The organism is Saccharopolyspora sp. NPDC047091 (assembly GCF_040643635.1).
Lineage (GTDB): Bacteria > Actinomycetota > Actinomycetes > Mycobacteriales > Pseudonocardiaceae > Saccharopolyspora_C.
Genome location: NZ_JBEYUS010000105.1, coordinates 1 through 13921, shown reverse-complemented (window position 1 = coordinate 13921; position 13921 = coordinate 1). Strand labels below are relative to the sequence as shown.

Sequence of the window (13921 nt, the reverse complement as noted above, 5' to 3'; positions counted from 1 at the left end):
GCCAGTGCTTCCCGCACGCCGTCGGCGCGGGGGCTGCCGTACCGCTCGTAGACGGCGAGCGCGGCGCGCAGGTTCTCCTGCCGCAGTGCGGCATCCCCGCTGGTGGCGGCGACGTCGGCGAGCGCTTCTCGCGCCTGCGCCGCGTAGTAGTGGTCTTCGCCCGCGGTGAGCACCGCGATGGCCTCGTGCAGCGCCGCGGTGGCGTCGTCGAGCGCGCCGAGGTGCGCGTGCGCGGTGCCGATGGCGGCGAGGGCGCGTCCGGCCATCCGCTCGTCCGGCACCGCCCTGATCAGCCGCAGCGCGTCCCGCAGCGTGTCGAGCGCTCGCGCGTGCTCGCCGAGGGCGTCTTCGGCGCAACCCAGGAAGTAGCCGACGAAGGCGCGGCCGCGCGCGTCGCCCGCGGCGGTGAACAGGTCGATCGCCCGCCGGTAGGCGGCGACGGCGGCGGCCGGTTCACCGGTGGCATCCCGGTAGCGGCCGACGAGTTCGTGCACGGAGGCCGTGAGCCGCGGTTCCCCGATCCGTTCGGCGACCGGCAGCGCGGCGTCGAGCTCCGCACGCGCGCGGTCGAAGTGGCCGAGGTCGGTGAACGCGCGGGACGCGAAGCTGCCCAGCCGCGCGGCGGCGTCGGGACGGTCGTCGAGTTCGGCGGCGCGCACCCCGAGTTCGGTGGCGCCGACCCATTCCAGCAGGTGCCGGCGGTTGACGTAGAGGGCGGTGAGCGCTTCGGCGAGCTGCCAGGCCTCCCGGTCCAGCCCTCCGTCCACAGCGGACCGCAGCACCGCGGCGAGCGCGCCGCGCTCCGCGTCCATCCAGGCCAGCGCGTCCTGCTTGGCGCGGTCCCCGGTGAACGGCTGCCGCTGCCCGGCGAGCAGCTCGGCATGCTCGGTGATCCGCAGTCGTCCGGCTCCGAGCACCGCGAGGTCGGCGAACGCGGCCCGGTGCAGGCAGTGCCGCACGATGCGCCGCAGCCCCGCGGCCCGTTCTTCGGCGGAGTCGTGCCGTTCGGCGAGGGAGCGGGCGTGCGCGCGCACCAGGTCGTGCATCCGGTACCGGCCGTCGCCCTCGTCGACGACGAGGTGCGCGTCGACCAGTTCGTCCAGGTCCCGGTACGTCCGGCCGGGGCCGGCGGCGGCTTCCGCGAGGTCGCGGCCGAATTCGCCGACCGGCAGCAGCGCCAGCCGCCGGTACAGCTCGGCGGCCTCGGCGGGCAGCATCTTGTAGGCGACGTTGAACGGGGAGGTCAGGCGCGCGCCGTCGGCCCGGTTCTCGGCGACGAGTTCGGCGACCCGCAGGCTCGGGTGCTTGCGGAGCGCGGCCGCCATGGACCGCAGCATCTCGGGGAATCCGCCGCACAGCCCGGCGAGTTCGCGCATCGCCGCGGGTTCCTGCTCGGCGCGGCGCGCCCCGCACAGCGCCTGCATCAGCTCGCTGCCCGCCTCGTCGGTGAGCGGGTCGATCTCGACGACGGAGGCCTCGTCCAGCAGCAGTTCGCTGAGCCGCCGGTTGCTGGTGACCAGCACGGAGCTGCCCGGCGCGTTGGGCACGAACGGTTCGACCTCGGCCGGTTCGGCGACGTCGTCGAGCAGCACCAGCAGCGGTTTCCCGCTGGTCCAGGTCTGGTAGAGCTCGGTGCGCCCGGCGAGCGTCGCGGGCATCGCCTTGTCCTGCACGCCGAGCCGCCGCAGGCAGTCGCCGAGGGCGTCGCTGATCGCCGCCCCGTCGGCGCCGCGCAGCGTCCCGAAGTCCACGAACAGTTCGCCGCCGGGGTACGCGTCGACCTCGCCCGCGACGTGCCGGGCGGTCGCGGACTTCCCGACGCCGGGCAGCCCGGTGAGCATGACGACCTTCGAGCCGCGGGTGCCGTCGCTGTGCGCGAGGTGCTCGCGCAGCCGGGCCCGCTCCCGTTCCCGGTTGACGAACCCGCTGGTCAACGGCCGGATTTCGTGCGGGATGCGTGCCGGGGCGGTCCCGAAGTAGTTGTCCCCGTAGTGCGCACCCGTCTGCACCACCGGACCGCCGACCGTGCCCGACACGGAGTTCGCGCTCTCCGGCCCGTCGCTCATGCGCCCATCCTCATCACCCGGCAGTAGTCGGCACCCCACCGTACGCGACGCTCCCGACCCGCTTGGCTGAAATACGCCGACGCACCTCCCCCACGACTCACCGGAGAACTTTCAAGTGCCGCGCAGCTGTGCAAGTTCGCACGAACATTTCGGCTATGATCACGAGTGCGGCGTCAACGGGAATGCTGATCGCCGTTGGAGGATTCCCGGTTGGCGAGGGGAAACCCGCGGTAGGACGTTCCCGCGGGGAAATCCACCGTCCGCAACGGAATCGCGCCGAGCATTGCCGAGGAACCCGGCCCATCGGCGCGGCGGGTGCGCACAGTGGATCGATCCTGGTGCCTCCGCCGCACCGCACGAAGGCCCTGCCGCGTCCGGATCGTGACTGTCGCGCGGACGGCCTGGCATGACACCCTCGGCGGCAACCCTGCCGGACACGGGAGAAAGTCAGGTTGGCAAGATACGGAGTCCGGGTGACGGCTGCGGCTCGCACCGGAGCACGACAGGAAGGAACCAGGTGAACGCCGACACCGCACAGGTCGACGACCTGCGACTCATCGCACTGCCCACCGCGATGAACTGCACTGACATCTTCGTGCGCTTCACCCTCAGCGAGTGGTCGCTGCGACCGCTGGCGGACGAGGCCGCGCAGACCACGCTGAGCATGGTGGACGCCGCGGTGCAGGCATCCGACCCGAAATCTCCGGGATTCCTCACGATCAGGTTGCGGTTGCGCGGCGATTGCCTGGTCATCGAGGTGGAGGACGAGACCCGGGGCCACGCTCCCGCCACGTTGCAGGCATTAGAGGGGAAGCGCACCGGCGTGGAACCGCTGCGCGGGGTCGGGAACCGCCGCTGGTGCGAGCTGGGGCTCCCCCCTGGGATGAGCGCCTCCGCCGTTCCGCTGCCGCGCCGCGAGAAGCGCCGCTCCCCCGCCGCCGAGGCGCTCGGGGACGAGCCGGAAGAGCTGGACCCGCAGGTCATGCAGCGACTGCTGTCCGGGTTGAACAACGCGGGCGGCGGGCACCGCAGGCCCGAGTGAGCGGAGGTCCCGGACGCGGAACGGGGTGCTCTCCGCGCCTGGGGCCCTGCTGAGAACGCCCGCGAGCATCGCGGGGATCGGGAGTTCCACGCCGTCGGGCAGCGGTTGCGCGCCCGGCAGCCGATTCGTGCCCGTTAGCCGATTTGCCCGCAAGCCGATTTGCCCGACAGCCGATTCGTGCGGCGCGTCGATCGCGCTCGCCCGTGGCGATTGTTCGCCACCGATGTCTTCCCGAGCGCCCTGCCCCGCCTCCGCCGCGGTGCGCCGATGACCGTTCTCCGGAGACGCTTTCCCGGAATTGGCCCCCGCTCCGGTGTGAATGCGATTCTTCGTTGCGGCCGACGGGGTTCACGAGTCGCTCCCGTCCGCCAATCCGCGGCGCAGCGGGTTTCGCGGTGCGGTTCCGCGACATCCGGCGGAATCGGACTCCTCGGCGGAATTCTCCCTCGCCGCCGGAGCCGTACCGCCGAGCGCGGAACCCGCCGACCCGGGTGAACCGCACCCGGCGCCGGAAAGGCGGGCCGTATCATGGGCGCGTGCCGGAGGGAGCGACCGAAGTCCGCTACGACGAGGTGTTCGTCGCCGCGGTCGGCGTGCTCAACACCCGCTGGGCGCTGCACGTCGTGCACGCGCTGAGCCCCGGCCCGCTCGGGTTCAACGAGCTGCGCAGGCAGATTCCCGGCCCCGGCCCGAGCACCCTCAAGCAGCGGCTCTCCGAACTCGCCGAGGCGGGCCTGGTGCACCGCGAGGTGCTGCACGGTTCCCCGCCCCGCACCCGCTATTCGCTGACGGAGCGCGGTGCCGGCCTGCGCCCGATGTTCGCCGAGATGACCGCGTGGGCGACCCGGAACGGGTTGCGCCCCACCGAACCCGGCGAGGTCTCCGGCGGCGTCCTGGGCATGTTCCAGGAGAAGTGGGCGATGCACGTGGTGTGCGTGCTGCTGACCGGCCCGCGGGGGTTCAACGAACTCGCCCGCGAGGTCGGGATCAGCCAGGTCACCCTCTCGCAGCGGCTCGGCGAGCTGGAACGGCGCGGCCTGGTCGACCACGATCGCGGCGGGCGGCCCGCGACCTACGCGCTGAGCGAGGCGGGCATGGACTTCCGCGTGGTAGCCGAGCCGCTGGTGGCGTGGGCGCAGGCCTTGCACGCGCACCAGGAGCGGCCGGCCGCGCGCGGCTAGCCCTCGACGGCGGTGCGCCGCGGATCGGCCGGGGCGGGCGCGGGCCGGATGCGCCGGGCCTGCTCCGGGACCACGACCTCGTCGCACCCGTTGAGGTAGTCCGGGGTGGTGCCGAGCAGCGCGGCGAGCCCGTCCACGATCTCGGCGCGCGGATTCGTGTTCCGGCCGCACGCGAGCTGCTGCAGGTACTGCGTGGAGACCTTCACCTGCCACGAGCGGTGCAACTGGTCGGCCAGCGCGGCCAGCGAGCAGCCCCGCTGCCGGTACAGGTCGCGGAAGCGCTTGCCGAGGAACTGCCGATCGCACCCGGTGATGTAGGACACGGACGTCTTGAGGAGCCCGGCCAGCTCGGCGGCGTACGGCGGCAGCGGCGAATCCGGCGCACGGCCCAGTTTCGCGAGCCCTTCCCTGGACACCACGACCCCGCGCTTGCGCAGGTCACGGGCCAGTTCCGGGTAGCCGTAGCCGCGCTGCTCGCAGAGCAGCCGGAAGCGCCGCGCGCTGACGCGCCGATCACCCGACACGACGAACACCCCCAGAAAGCGCGGGGGTGCGGTACCCCCGTCCTCCCACTGTAGGCGCAGATCCCCTTGTATTCGGCGGGCGCCACAATTTAGGCTGCTCACCAGCAGGAATCAACCCAGCCGCACTCGTCTTCTCCGGATGGCCGCGACTGGACCTCCGGTGCGTCCGCCACGGCTCGGCCCGGTGCGCCGCGTTCCTGCCACCCGAACCAGGGGGTCAGGGTGCGCCGCGCACGCGGTGCCGCGCCGGATGCGTTGCTCCGGGGATGCATCGCATCCGGCGCGCAAGACCCCCGCCGAGTCCACTGTGCACTGATCCGGATCCCGATTCCGTCCTCCGGACGCACGTTGTCGCGCTCCGGGCGGCGCGGTCGTCGACATGATCCGGAAATCGAGAACACCGGCCGAGCGCCTCGGCGAGATCCCCGGCCGCGAGCGTTTTAACACGAAGTCCGGAACTCCTGATCCAGGACCCCGTGCAACGAGTCACGGGCCGTGCGGCACGATGCAGAAGAACCAATCGGAACTGCGCTGCACACCGAATATGTCTCACTCTTTCGGCCGATTGCCGCTGGTCCGTTGGTTCGAGAATCTATCGGGCTCGCCGCGATCGGCGGCCCTGCACCGCGCCAGCAGGAATCAGTGCGACATTTCCGGTAGAGGAGATCCGCGGCATGTCCGCCGACCAGCACGATCAGCGCCTCCATCTCGTGCGCGCCGAAGCAGAGCAATGGGCGAAGAACCTCATCGACTTCGGCCCGCAGAACACGCTGCTGCACTTCAAGAACACGAAGACGACGAGCCTGGACCTGGCCAATGCAAAACCCGCAATCGTGCGGGATCTATTGCGCGGAAAGCCGGTCAAGCTCAATGCGCTGTTCGAGGATTCCGCCGCGCACAAGGACGCGTGCACCCGCGCCCGCTCGCTGCGGCGCGCCATGACGGCGTTCGACGAGGAGCAGGGCATCGACATCGGGAAGGTCGCGCAAGGCCTGGTCGCGGCCAGACCCCGGCACGGCTCGACCCCGCACGCACCCGCGCGGACCACTCGCGCGCCGCTGCTGCTGCGGTCGCTGCGGATCATCGCGCGCACGGCCGCCGAGAGCGAGTTCGTGCTGGAGACCGAACGCGACGTGGAGATCAACCCGGTACTGCTGCACGCGCTCGACCAGGACTACGGCCTCGACCTGGACCTGCCCGCGTTCACCGCCACCGTGCAGGAGGTGCTGGGCACCACCGAGGACCCGCAGGAGCAGGTCGACCGGGTGAGCGCCGAACTCACCTCGATCGCCGAGCGGCAGGGCGTGCCGCTCGACGTGGAACCCGCCGTGGTGTGCGGCCTGTTCAACTACGCCAAGCAGCCGATGGTCGAAGATCTGCAGCAGGCCGTGGAACTGCTCGCCGAGCACGACCTGATCGCGGCGCTCGCCGGGCACGAACCGGCAGGGAAGGACGTGCGCACGGAGGCCGCCGGGTACGAAGCCCCGGCCGCGGACTCGGTGGAACCGGCCGAGGAGTTCCTAGTGCAGGACGCCGATTCCTCGCAGCAGCGCGCGATCGACACCGCGCTGGCGGGGCACCACGTGCTCATCGAGGGGCCGCCGGGAACCGGCAAGAGCCAGACGATCGCGAACATCATCGCTGGTGCGGCGGCGCGCGGGAAGCGGGTGCTGTTCGTCTCCGAGAAGCGGGCCGCGATCGAGGCGGTCACCGGCCGGCTGGCGCGGGTCGGCCTGGACAAGCTGGTCTTCGACCTGCACCAGCAGCGGGTGGACAAGAAGCACGTGGCCCGCCAGCTGCAGGACAGCCTGGAGTCGGCGGGGCGGCACGTCCGGCCGGAGATCGGCGGCACGCACCGGGAAGTGCGGCAGCGCCGCGCCGCGCTGCGCGCGTACTCGGACGCGCTGCACCTGCCGCGGGAGCCGTGGGGGATCAGCGCGTTCCAGGTGCAGGCGGAGCTGCTCGAGCTGCATGCTTCGGCCACCCCGCACATGTTCACCCGGCGGGTGCTGCAGCACTTGGACGCGGCCGCGATCGCGCGGCTCCCGGACGAGCTGCGCAGTTTCATCGACAAGGGCGGCTTGCGGATCGTCCGGCGCGAATCCCCGTGGTGGAAGGTCGAGATCCGCGACGCGCAGGACGTCGAGGAGATCGTGTTCAAGCTCAACTCGCTGGCGATGGAGACCCTGCACGCGGGCCGGGAGAGCATGACCTCGGTGCTGCGGCAGACCGGCCTGCGCACCCCGCTGGACCTGGCGGGCTGGCAGCAGGTGCTGCACCTGCTGGGCGAGGTCAACGACAGCGTGCGGGAGTTCGGTCCGGACGTGTTCAGCACGCGCCTCGACGACTGGTACTTCGCCGTGGCCCCGCGCCGGGAACGCGCGCGGGCCGGGCACAAGCTCGGTTGGCTCGCCCGCAAGCGGCTGCGCAAGGAGATCACCGGGGCTTCGACGGACGGGCTCGTGCAGCGCTCGGTGCTGCACCGCAAGCTCGGCGCGGTCCGCACGCAGCGGGACCGCTGGCAGGAGCTCGGCGATCCGGCCGGGCATCCGTCCGAGGTCACCGGTCTCGGCGAGACGATGCAGCGGTTCAACACCTTGCGCGAGCAGCTGACCTCGGTGGCGCTGTTCGCGAAGCTCGGCGACGTCGAGCGCAAGCCGGCCGAGGAGGTCGACGCTGAGCTCGAGGAGCTGCGGGCGGACCAGGGCATGTTGATGCACCTCGAGGACATCACCCGGATGATCGGCGAGTTCGAGCGGTTGGGGCTCGGCCCGCTGGTGCAGGACATCGCCCGCCAGGACCTGGACGGCGATGCGGCCTGGGCGCTGGTGCGGCACACCTGGCTGAAGTCGCTGCTCTGGCTGTTCCGGAGCGATTCGCCCGAGATCGGGAAGTTCCTCGCCCCCGAGCACGACCGCCTCGCCCGCGACTACCAGGATTCCGACTCCGCGCACCGCGCATCGGCGGCCGACCGCGTGCTCTGGGAGGTCGGCAAGGCGTTGCGGCAGGTGCGCGACGACCATCCGGACGAGACGAAGCTGCTGCGGGAGCAGGCGAACAAGAAGTCCCGGCACATGCCGCTGCGCAGCCTGGTGCAGCACGCGCCGAACGTGCTGCTGGCGCTGTTCCCGTGCTGGGCGATGTCACCGCTGGTGGTGAGCCGGACGTTGCCGGCGCAGCGGCTGTTCGACCTGGTGGTCTTCGACGAGGCGAGCCAGGTCCAGCCGCAGGACGCGATCGCGACGATCGCGCGCGGCAGCAGCCTGGTGGTGGCCGGGGATGACAAGCAGCTCCCGCCGTCGAACTTCTTCGGGCGGATGCTCGTCGAGGACGAGGAGAGCGAGGAGACGGGGCTGCGGGACTACGAGTCGATCCTGACGGCGATGCGGACGTGGATCCAGCGCCAGGAGCAGCTGCGGTGGCACTACCGCAGCAGGGACGAACGGCTCATCGCGTTCTCGAACCGGGAGATCTACGGTGACGGCCTGGTCACCTTCCCCGGCTCCAGCAAGGAACCGCCGGTGTCGCTGCACGTCGTGGACGGGGTGGCCTCGCCGGGACAGGACGGGTCGGCGCCCGCCGAGGTGGAGCGGGTCGTGGAGCTGGCGCTGGCGCACGCCGCGACGCGCCCCGGGGAGAGCCTCGGCGTGATCGCGATGGGCGACAAGCACGCGTCGCGGATCGAGACGAAGGTGCGCCAGGCCGTGCAGGAACGCCCGGACCTGCAGGAGTTCTTCGACCCGCAGGCCCCGCCCGGCTCCCGGTTCTTCGTGAAGAACCTGGAACGGGTGCAGGGCGACGAACGCGACGCGATCATCCTCACCATCGGCGTGGCCAAGCGCGCCACCGGCCGGGTGGACGGGCGCGGATTCGGGCCGCTGAACCGCGATGGCGGCGAGCGGCGGCTGAACGTGGCGGTGACCCGCGCGAAGCGGCGGATGAGCGTCGTGTGCTCGTTCCAGCCGAGCGAGCTGGCCCCCTCGGACACCGTCAACGGTACCGAGCTGCTGCGCCGCTACCTGGAGTTCGCGCGGCAGCACGGCGAGATCGACCAAGTCGGCCAGCGGCTGCCGCAGGAGCTCAACGGTTTCGAGCAGGACGTGCAGCGCGCGCTGACCGAGCGGGGCGTCGAGGTCCACCCGCAGTGGGGTTTCTCCGGCTACCGCATCGATTTCGCGCTCGCGCACCGGGACCATCCGGGCCGGATGGTGCTGGCGGTGGAGGCCGACGGCGACAGCTACCACCGGGCGCACAGCGTCCGCGAGCGGGACCGGCTGCGGCAGGCGCACCTGGAGAACCTGGGCTGGCGCTTCCACCGGGTGTGGGCGTCGGCGTGGTTCGCGGACCGCGCGGGCGAGACCGACAAGATCGTCAAGGCGTGGGAGGCGGCGATGCGCGACGCGGACGCGGAACCCGTCGCCGAACCGCCCGCCGAACCGGTCCGCAAGCCCGGCCCCTCCCCCGAATCGCGGCGCGGGCCGCGCCCGGACGTGCAGCCGGGGCTGTCGATGGACAAGTACACCGATCGGGAACTGATCGGGTTGTGCCGCTGGCTCCTGCGCGACGGCCTGCAGCTGGACCGCGAGGAACGCATCACCCAGGCCATGGCCGAACTGGGCAAGGCCAAGCGCGGACGGGTCATCGTGCAGCGGTTGACCCGCGCCGTGCAGATCGCACAGGACCAAGCCGACCAGGAGGACCGCTGACATGTTGCCCTTGGACGACCGCACCGCCGAACGGGTCGCCGCTGTGATCGTGGACATGGGCGGGCCGTACGAGCGGAAGTCGTACGAGCTGGAACCGTTGCTGCGCCGGGCGGGCTGGACGCCGGCCCCCGAGTACGACGGGACGCCGCGAGTGCCGTGGCTGGCCGAGCAGCTGATCGAGCACCGGGACGACCACGCCCGGATCGAGCGACTGCTGTGCCGGGTGTGCGATCCGGTGGAGTACGACGAGGGCCGGGTGATCGCCGAGGAGTTCCGGGAACAGCTCAACGAGAAGCTGGACGCCGAACGGCTCGTCATCTCGCTCGTCGACGGCCGCCCCGTGCTCGGCGAGGTCGGAGCGGACGGGACGGCGCGCTACTCCGCACCGGAGAACCTCGCGCAGCGCCTACCGCGGCTGATCGCCGATGTGAAGGCGGTGGACCGGCTGCTCAACCGCGCCCGAGAAGCAGAGCTGTGCGAGCAGGTCGGGGCGCACACCATGGCCATCATCAGCATCGGCAGTTTCGTGGAGGGACTGCTGTACTCCCTGTTCATGGAGCGCGACGAGAAGATCCGCGAGGAGGGCTTCATCGGCACGACGGGCCGCAAGTTCAAGCCGGACAAGGCAGGTCTCCAGATCATGCTCGACACCGCGCACGAGCGGAACTGGATCCAAGGCGATGCGAAGAACTTCGCCGATCACGTCGTGGAGTTCCGCAACTTCGTCCACCCCGCCGCGGAGCTGCGGGGAGCGGTGACGTTCGACGACGACACCGTGATGATGTGCTGGGCGCCGGTGCGCGCGCTGCTCAACGACCTGGAGGAGCACCTGCCCGCGGTGTCCTGACCTCACCGGCGCCCGGGTCCGCGCGGCGGCGGGCGCTCGGGGATCTCCTCGTTGCGCTGCAACCACTTCCGCGCGAGCACCCGCACGTCCTCGTCGTCGTCCCAGTCCCCGCCGGTGTGCACGGTGTCCAACAGGTGCTCGTCATCGTGCGCACCGCGCCGGTCACCGGAGTGCACCGTCATCACGTGCTCCCCGCGCCCCCAGCGGAACGTGTAGGACCGCCCCGCCGGGGTGCGGGCGAACACCCACGTCATCGGCAGGAACCTCTTCTTCGTCATGGCCGCGAGGTTAGGGAGCGGGAGCAGCGATCCGGGTAGCTTCCGTACCCTCACCTGATCAGCTGACCCGCAAGTCTCGGGCGAGTTCGCGGGCCGTGGCCGCCTCGCCCGTGGGCGGGTTCGCCAGCAGGGCTGCGGAGAGTTGGCGTGCCCAGCCGTTGAAGTGGGTGGTTTCCGGCGCCGTGCGGTGCGCCTCGCGCAGCGTGGCCAAAGTGGACGGACGATCGCCTTGCTGGTCGTGGGCTCGGGCGAGCTCGATCAGGTGGCGTGCGCGGCGCGGCACCGAGGCGATCCGATCGCCTCCGAGCCTCCGGTCGACCTGCAGCGCTTGGCCGCCGCGCCGGAGGTCGACGTTGATGCTCACCGCGTGCGCCCGCAGCACCGGGATGCTGAAGCTCGACTGCACGTGCCGATAACCGGGGCCGAGCGTCCGGGCCACCTCGTCGGCGAGGTCCCAGTACCGCAGGGCTTCGCCCAGCCGCCCCTTGCGCGCCCAGGTCAACGCGCACTCGACGAGCAGCGCGCCGCGCAACCCGTTCCACTCGTCGTCCTCCGGCCGTGCCTCCAGCAGCCGGAGTGCTCCGGTCGCGACGTCGAGCGCTTCGTCCCAGCGCCCCGATTCGCGCAGCACCTGCACCATCGCCCAAGCACCGCCGCCGATCAGCTGCGGGTCGTCGGCCTCGTAGGCCTCGGTGACCGCGCGATCGACCACGAGCCACACCAGCTCCGGAGCCGGTTGGTAGGCGACGTAGAAGTTCGCCAGCTGGTGCACTCCCGCGAGCAGTCGCCGAGCCTGCCGTCGTTGCGTTCCGCCCCGCGCGCACCGCGTCCTGCGCGTCGCGGATCAGGCCCGGGAGCACTCGTCCGACCTTCGTGCGGTGGTCCGGGGAAGCGTGCCGGAGCGTCCAGGCCGACCGCAGCCGCTCCCCCAGGTGGCGCAGATCGACGGCACCGGCAGGTGCGCGGAACCGATCGGTGGTGAGCGCGGTCCGCACGTCCTGCAACGCGGAATGCGAGCTGACGCCGTCGAGGCGGGATCCTGGAACTGCGCCGTGGTCTCCGGTGAGGTCCGCCAGATCGGCGACGTCCAGCGCCTTCGCCAGCCGGAGCAGCGTGTGCAGCTTCGGGGTCTGCAGCCGCCCGGTCTCCACCGCCTTGACCCATTCGGCCGAACGCCCGACCAGGCCTCCCAGCACGGGACGGCTCATGCCCGCCCGTTCTCTGGCCTGCTTGATCCGCCACCCGACGTCGTCGCCCATGCACCCGAAGTATCCGCTCTTCGCCGGTGGAGCGGAACAACTCCACCGGGCGAGCGCCCACTCCGGTGAACGGACCGTTCGTCCGGTTCCGCTGGACGAACGGTCCGTTCGCTCCGCCGACACCGAAATCGATCACCCAATGTGGCGATCGAATGCTATGGGTGATCGAGAGGGTGGGGTTGACGATCCGTCAACGGATGCCGAAGCGGTTGCGCAGCGAGTCGAGCTCCCACTGCCCGGTTCGCGCGCGGGCGTGCGCGGTGGCGACGAGCTCGCGCGCGATCGGGTCGTTGCGGATGCGCTGCGGCGCGATGCGATCCGCCGCGTCGAGGTGGCGGATCACTTCGGGATCACCGCTCTTCCCGTCCTGTGCCAAGGCGCGCGCCAGGTCCAGGTGCCACGAGCAGGCGCGGTTGTTGCTGCCGAGCAAGGTCACGTCCGGAGCGGCGCGCACCGCCTCGGCGTGAGCTCGCCCTCCTTCGGACAGTTCCACTCCGATCGCGAGCCGCCACAACGCGACGTTCGTCGGGCCGAAGTGCAGGCGCGCCGCGTTGCGCTCCCCGGTCCGCTGCGCGAGCGAATCCGCCTCGGCCAGGTGGAGGTGCGCGTCGTCGGGCCGGTGGTCGCGGGCGGCGGCCTGCGCTTGCGTGAGGTGCATCATCCCGGCCATCTCGGCGGTGCAGGTGCGATTCCCGGTGTCGAGCAGCGGGTCGAGCTCGGCGATCCCCTCGGTGAGCACCGAGTCGACCCGGCGGCGCGCCGCGAGCCGCATCAGACCTTGCGCCCAGTACCAGCGCGCGAGGCCGCGCAGTCCGGGATCCTCGGCGCGGCAGGCGAATTCGTGGCCGCGGCGGGCGCACGAGATCGCGAGGTCGATGTTGCCCGCGTTGCGCGCGAGCGACCCCGCCACCACGCAGACGACCACCGCCGCCGACAGGGCGCGTTCGCGGTCGCCCGCAGATCCGGTCGCGGCGTGCACGTGGAGTTCGGTGAGCAAGGAACCGATGTCCTGCCCCGCGAGCGAATAGCGGGTCTGGTCCCGGTACGCGTTCGCACGTTCCGCCCATTCGACCAACGCGTCCAGCGGGCGGGCTCGGACGTCCGGCGTCTCGTCCGGACCGAATTCGTTGAGCGCCAACCGGATTCCGGGGATCGCGCTGAACGCTTCGGCGGTGTCCCGATCGGTCGGCGGGTACGGCTGGCCGGTGATGTCCGCTACCGAGCAGCTGAGCGCCCGGGCCAGGTCTTCGAGGAGCCCACGACGGTCGAACTGGCGCCTGCCGTTCTCCAGCAGGCTCAGGTAGCTCTTGGAGATCCCCGCCAATCCGGCGGCGGTGTCGAGCCCCAGGCCACGACGACGACGGATCACCCGCACCCGCGCGCCGAGGCGGCTCGGCTCCGATTCCCCTGCTCGGTCGGCCACCACCAGGACCACCCCCGCGCGCCCGGAACACCAGTGATCACAGCGTACCGCCGCTACTACCGAGCGTCACCGAGTCCCGGTGAACGGACCGTTCGTCCGGTCTCGTTGGACGAACGGTCCGTTCGCTCCGCCGTCATTCGGCGGGGGCGGGGCGGCGGCTCTCGTGGGTGGGTGCGTCGGGGACGTTCGGGCCGCGGTGGGCGGCGAATTCCTTGCGGAGGACGGGGATGACTTCTTCGCCGAGGAGGTCGAGTTGCTCCAGGACCGTCTTCAGCGGCAGGCCCGCGTGGTCGATGAGGAACAGCTGGCGCTGGTAGTCGCCGATGTAGTCGCGGAAACCGAGGGTGCGGTCGATGACCTGCTGCGGGGAACCCACCGTCAGCGGGGTCTGCGCGGAGAAGTCCTCCAGCGAGGGACCACCGCCGTAGACCGGGGCGTGGTCGAAGTACGGGCGGAACTCGCGCACGGCGTCCTGGGAGTTGCGGCGCAGGAACACCTGCCCGCCGAGACCGACGATCGCTTGTTCGGGGGTGCCGTGGCCGTAGTGGGCGAAGCGTTCCCGGTAGTACTGCACCATCCGGGCGGCGTGCTGCGG

General features: G+C 71.3%; 9 protein-coding genes and 2 pseudogenes. 4 read left to right on the top strand and 7 right to left on the bottom strand.

All coding sequences use genetic code 11. The features are described from left to right. The coding region (locus ABZ805_RS27800; RefSeq protein ID WP_358446429.1) for an NB-ARC domain-containing protein at window positions 1-2066 on the bottom strand (2066 nt) is incomplete at its 3' end. A 517-nt stretch (window positions 2067-2583) separates the two neighbouring features. On the opposite strand from ABZ805_RS27800, the gene ABZ805_RS27795 reads away from it, so the two are divergent. Beyond that, on the top strand, window positions 2584-3108 hold the full coding sequence (locus ABZ805_RS27795) for an ATP-binding protein (RefSeq protein WP_358446426.1): 525 nt from the start codon (window positions 2584-2586) through the stop codon (window positions 3106-3108). A gap of 536 nt (window positions 3109-3644) precedes the next feature. Next, complete coding sequence (locus ABZ805_RS27790; protein WP_358446423.1) at window positions 3645-4289, top strand: helix-turn-helix domain-containing protein; 645 nt, start codon at window positions 3645-3647, stop codon at window positions 4287-4289. Here ABZ805_RS27790 and ABZ805_RS27785 read toward each other — a convergent pair. Beyond that, window positions 4286-4813 (bottom strand): helix-turn-helix domain-containing protein, encoded by a 528-nt coding sequence (locus tag ABZ805_RS27785; RefSeq protein ID WP_358446420.1) that lies wholly within the window; start codon window positions 4811-4813, stop codon window positions 4286-4288. The two genes, ABZ805_RS27790 and ABZ805_RS27785, sit on opposite strands and share 4 nt — an antisense overlap. Before the next feature lie 674 nt (window positions 4814-5487). Between ABZ805_RS27785 and ABZ805_RS27780 the strand changes: the two genes are divergently transcribed. Together ABZ805_RS27780 and ABZ805_RS27775 are read left to right on the top strand one after the other, a co-directional pair. Continuing rightward, complete coding sequence (locus ABZ805_RS27780; RefSeq protein ID WP_358446417.1) at window positions 5488-9519, top strand: AAA domain-containing protein; 4032 nt, start codon at window positions 5488-5490, stop codon at window positions 9517-9519. Window position 9520: 1 nt separating this feature from the next. Next, window positions 9521-10366 carry a hypothetical protein gene (locus tag ABZ805_RS27775; protein WP_358446414.1) on the top strand — a complete coding sequence of 282 codons (846 nt, stop codon included), beginning with the start codon at window positions 9521-9523 and terminating at the stop codon, window positions 10364-10366. 2 nt (window positions 10367-10368) lie between these two features. Here ABZ805_RS27775 and ABZ805_RS27770 read toward each other — a convergent pair whose 3' ends face one another. From ABZ805_RS27770 to ABZ805_RS27750, 5 genes and pseudogenes are all read right to left on the bottom strand, one after another. Next, window positions 10369-10644 (bottom strand): hypothetical protein, encoded by a 276-nt coding sequence (locus ABZ805_RS27770; protein ID WP_358446411.1) that lies wholly within the window; start codon window positions 10642-10644, stop codon window positions 10369-10371. 58 nt (window positions 10645-10702) lie between these two features. Next, window positions 10703-11416 (bottom strand): hypothetical protein, encoded by a 714-nt coding sequence (locus ABZ805_RS27765; RefSeq protein ID WP_358446409.1) that lies wholly within the window; start codon window positions 11414-11416, stop codon window positions 10703-10705. A gap of 364 nt (window positions 11417-11780) precedes the next feature. Continuing rightward, window positions 11781-11852: pseudogene (locus ABZ805_RS27760) on the bottom strand (hypothetical protein); the annotation flags it as partial. Window positions 11853-12093: 241 nt separating this feature from the next. Then, window positions 12094-13326 carry a helix-turn-helix transcriptional regulator gene (locus ABZ805_RS27755; RefSeq protein ID WP_358446407.1) on the bottom strand — a complete coding sequence of 411 codons (1233 nt, stop codon included), beginning with the start codon at window positions 13324-13326 and terminating at the stop codon, window positions 12094-12096. Window positions 13327-13459: 133 nt separating this feature from the next. After that, a pseudogene (locus ABZ805_RS27750) lies at window positions 13460-13921 on the bottom strand (5,10-methylene tetrahydromethanopterin reductase); the annotation flags it as partial.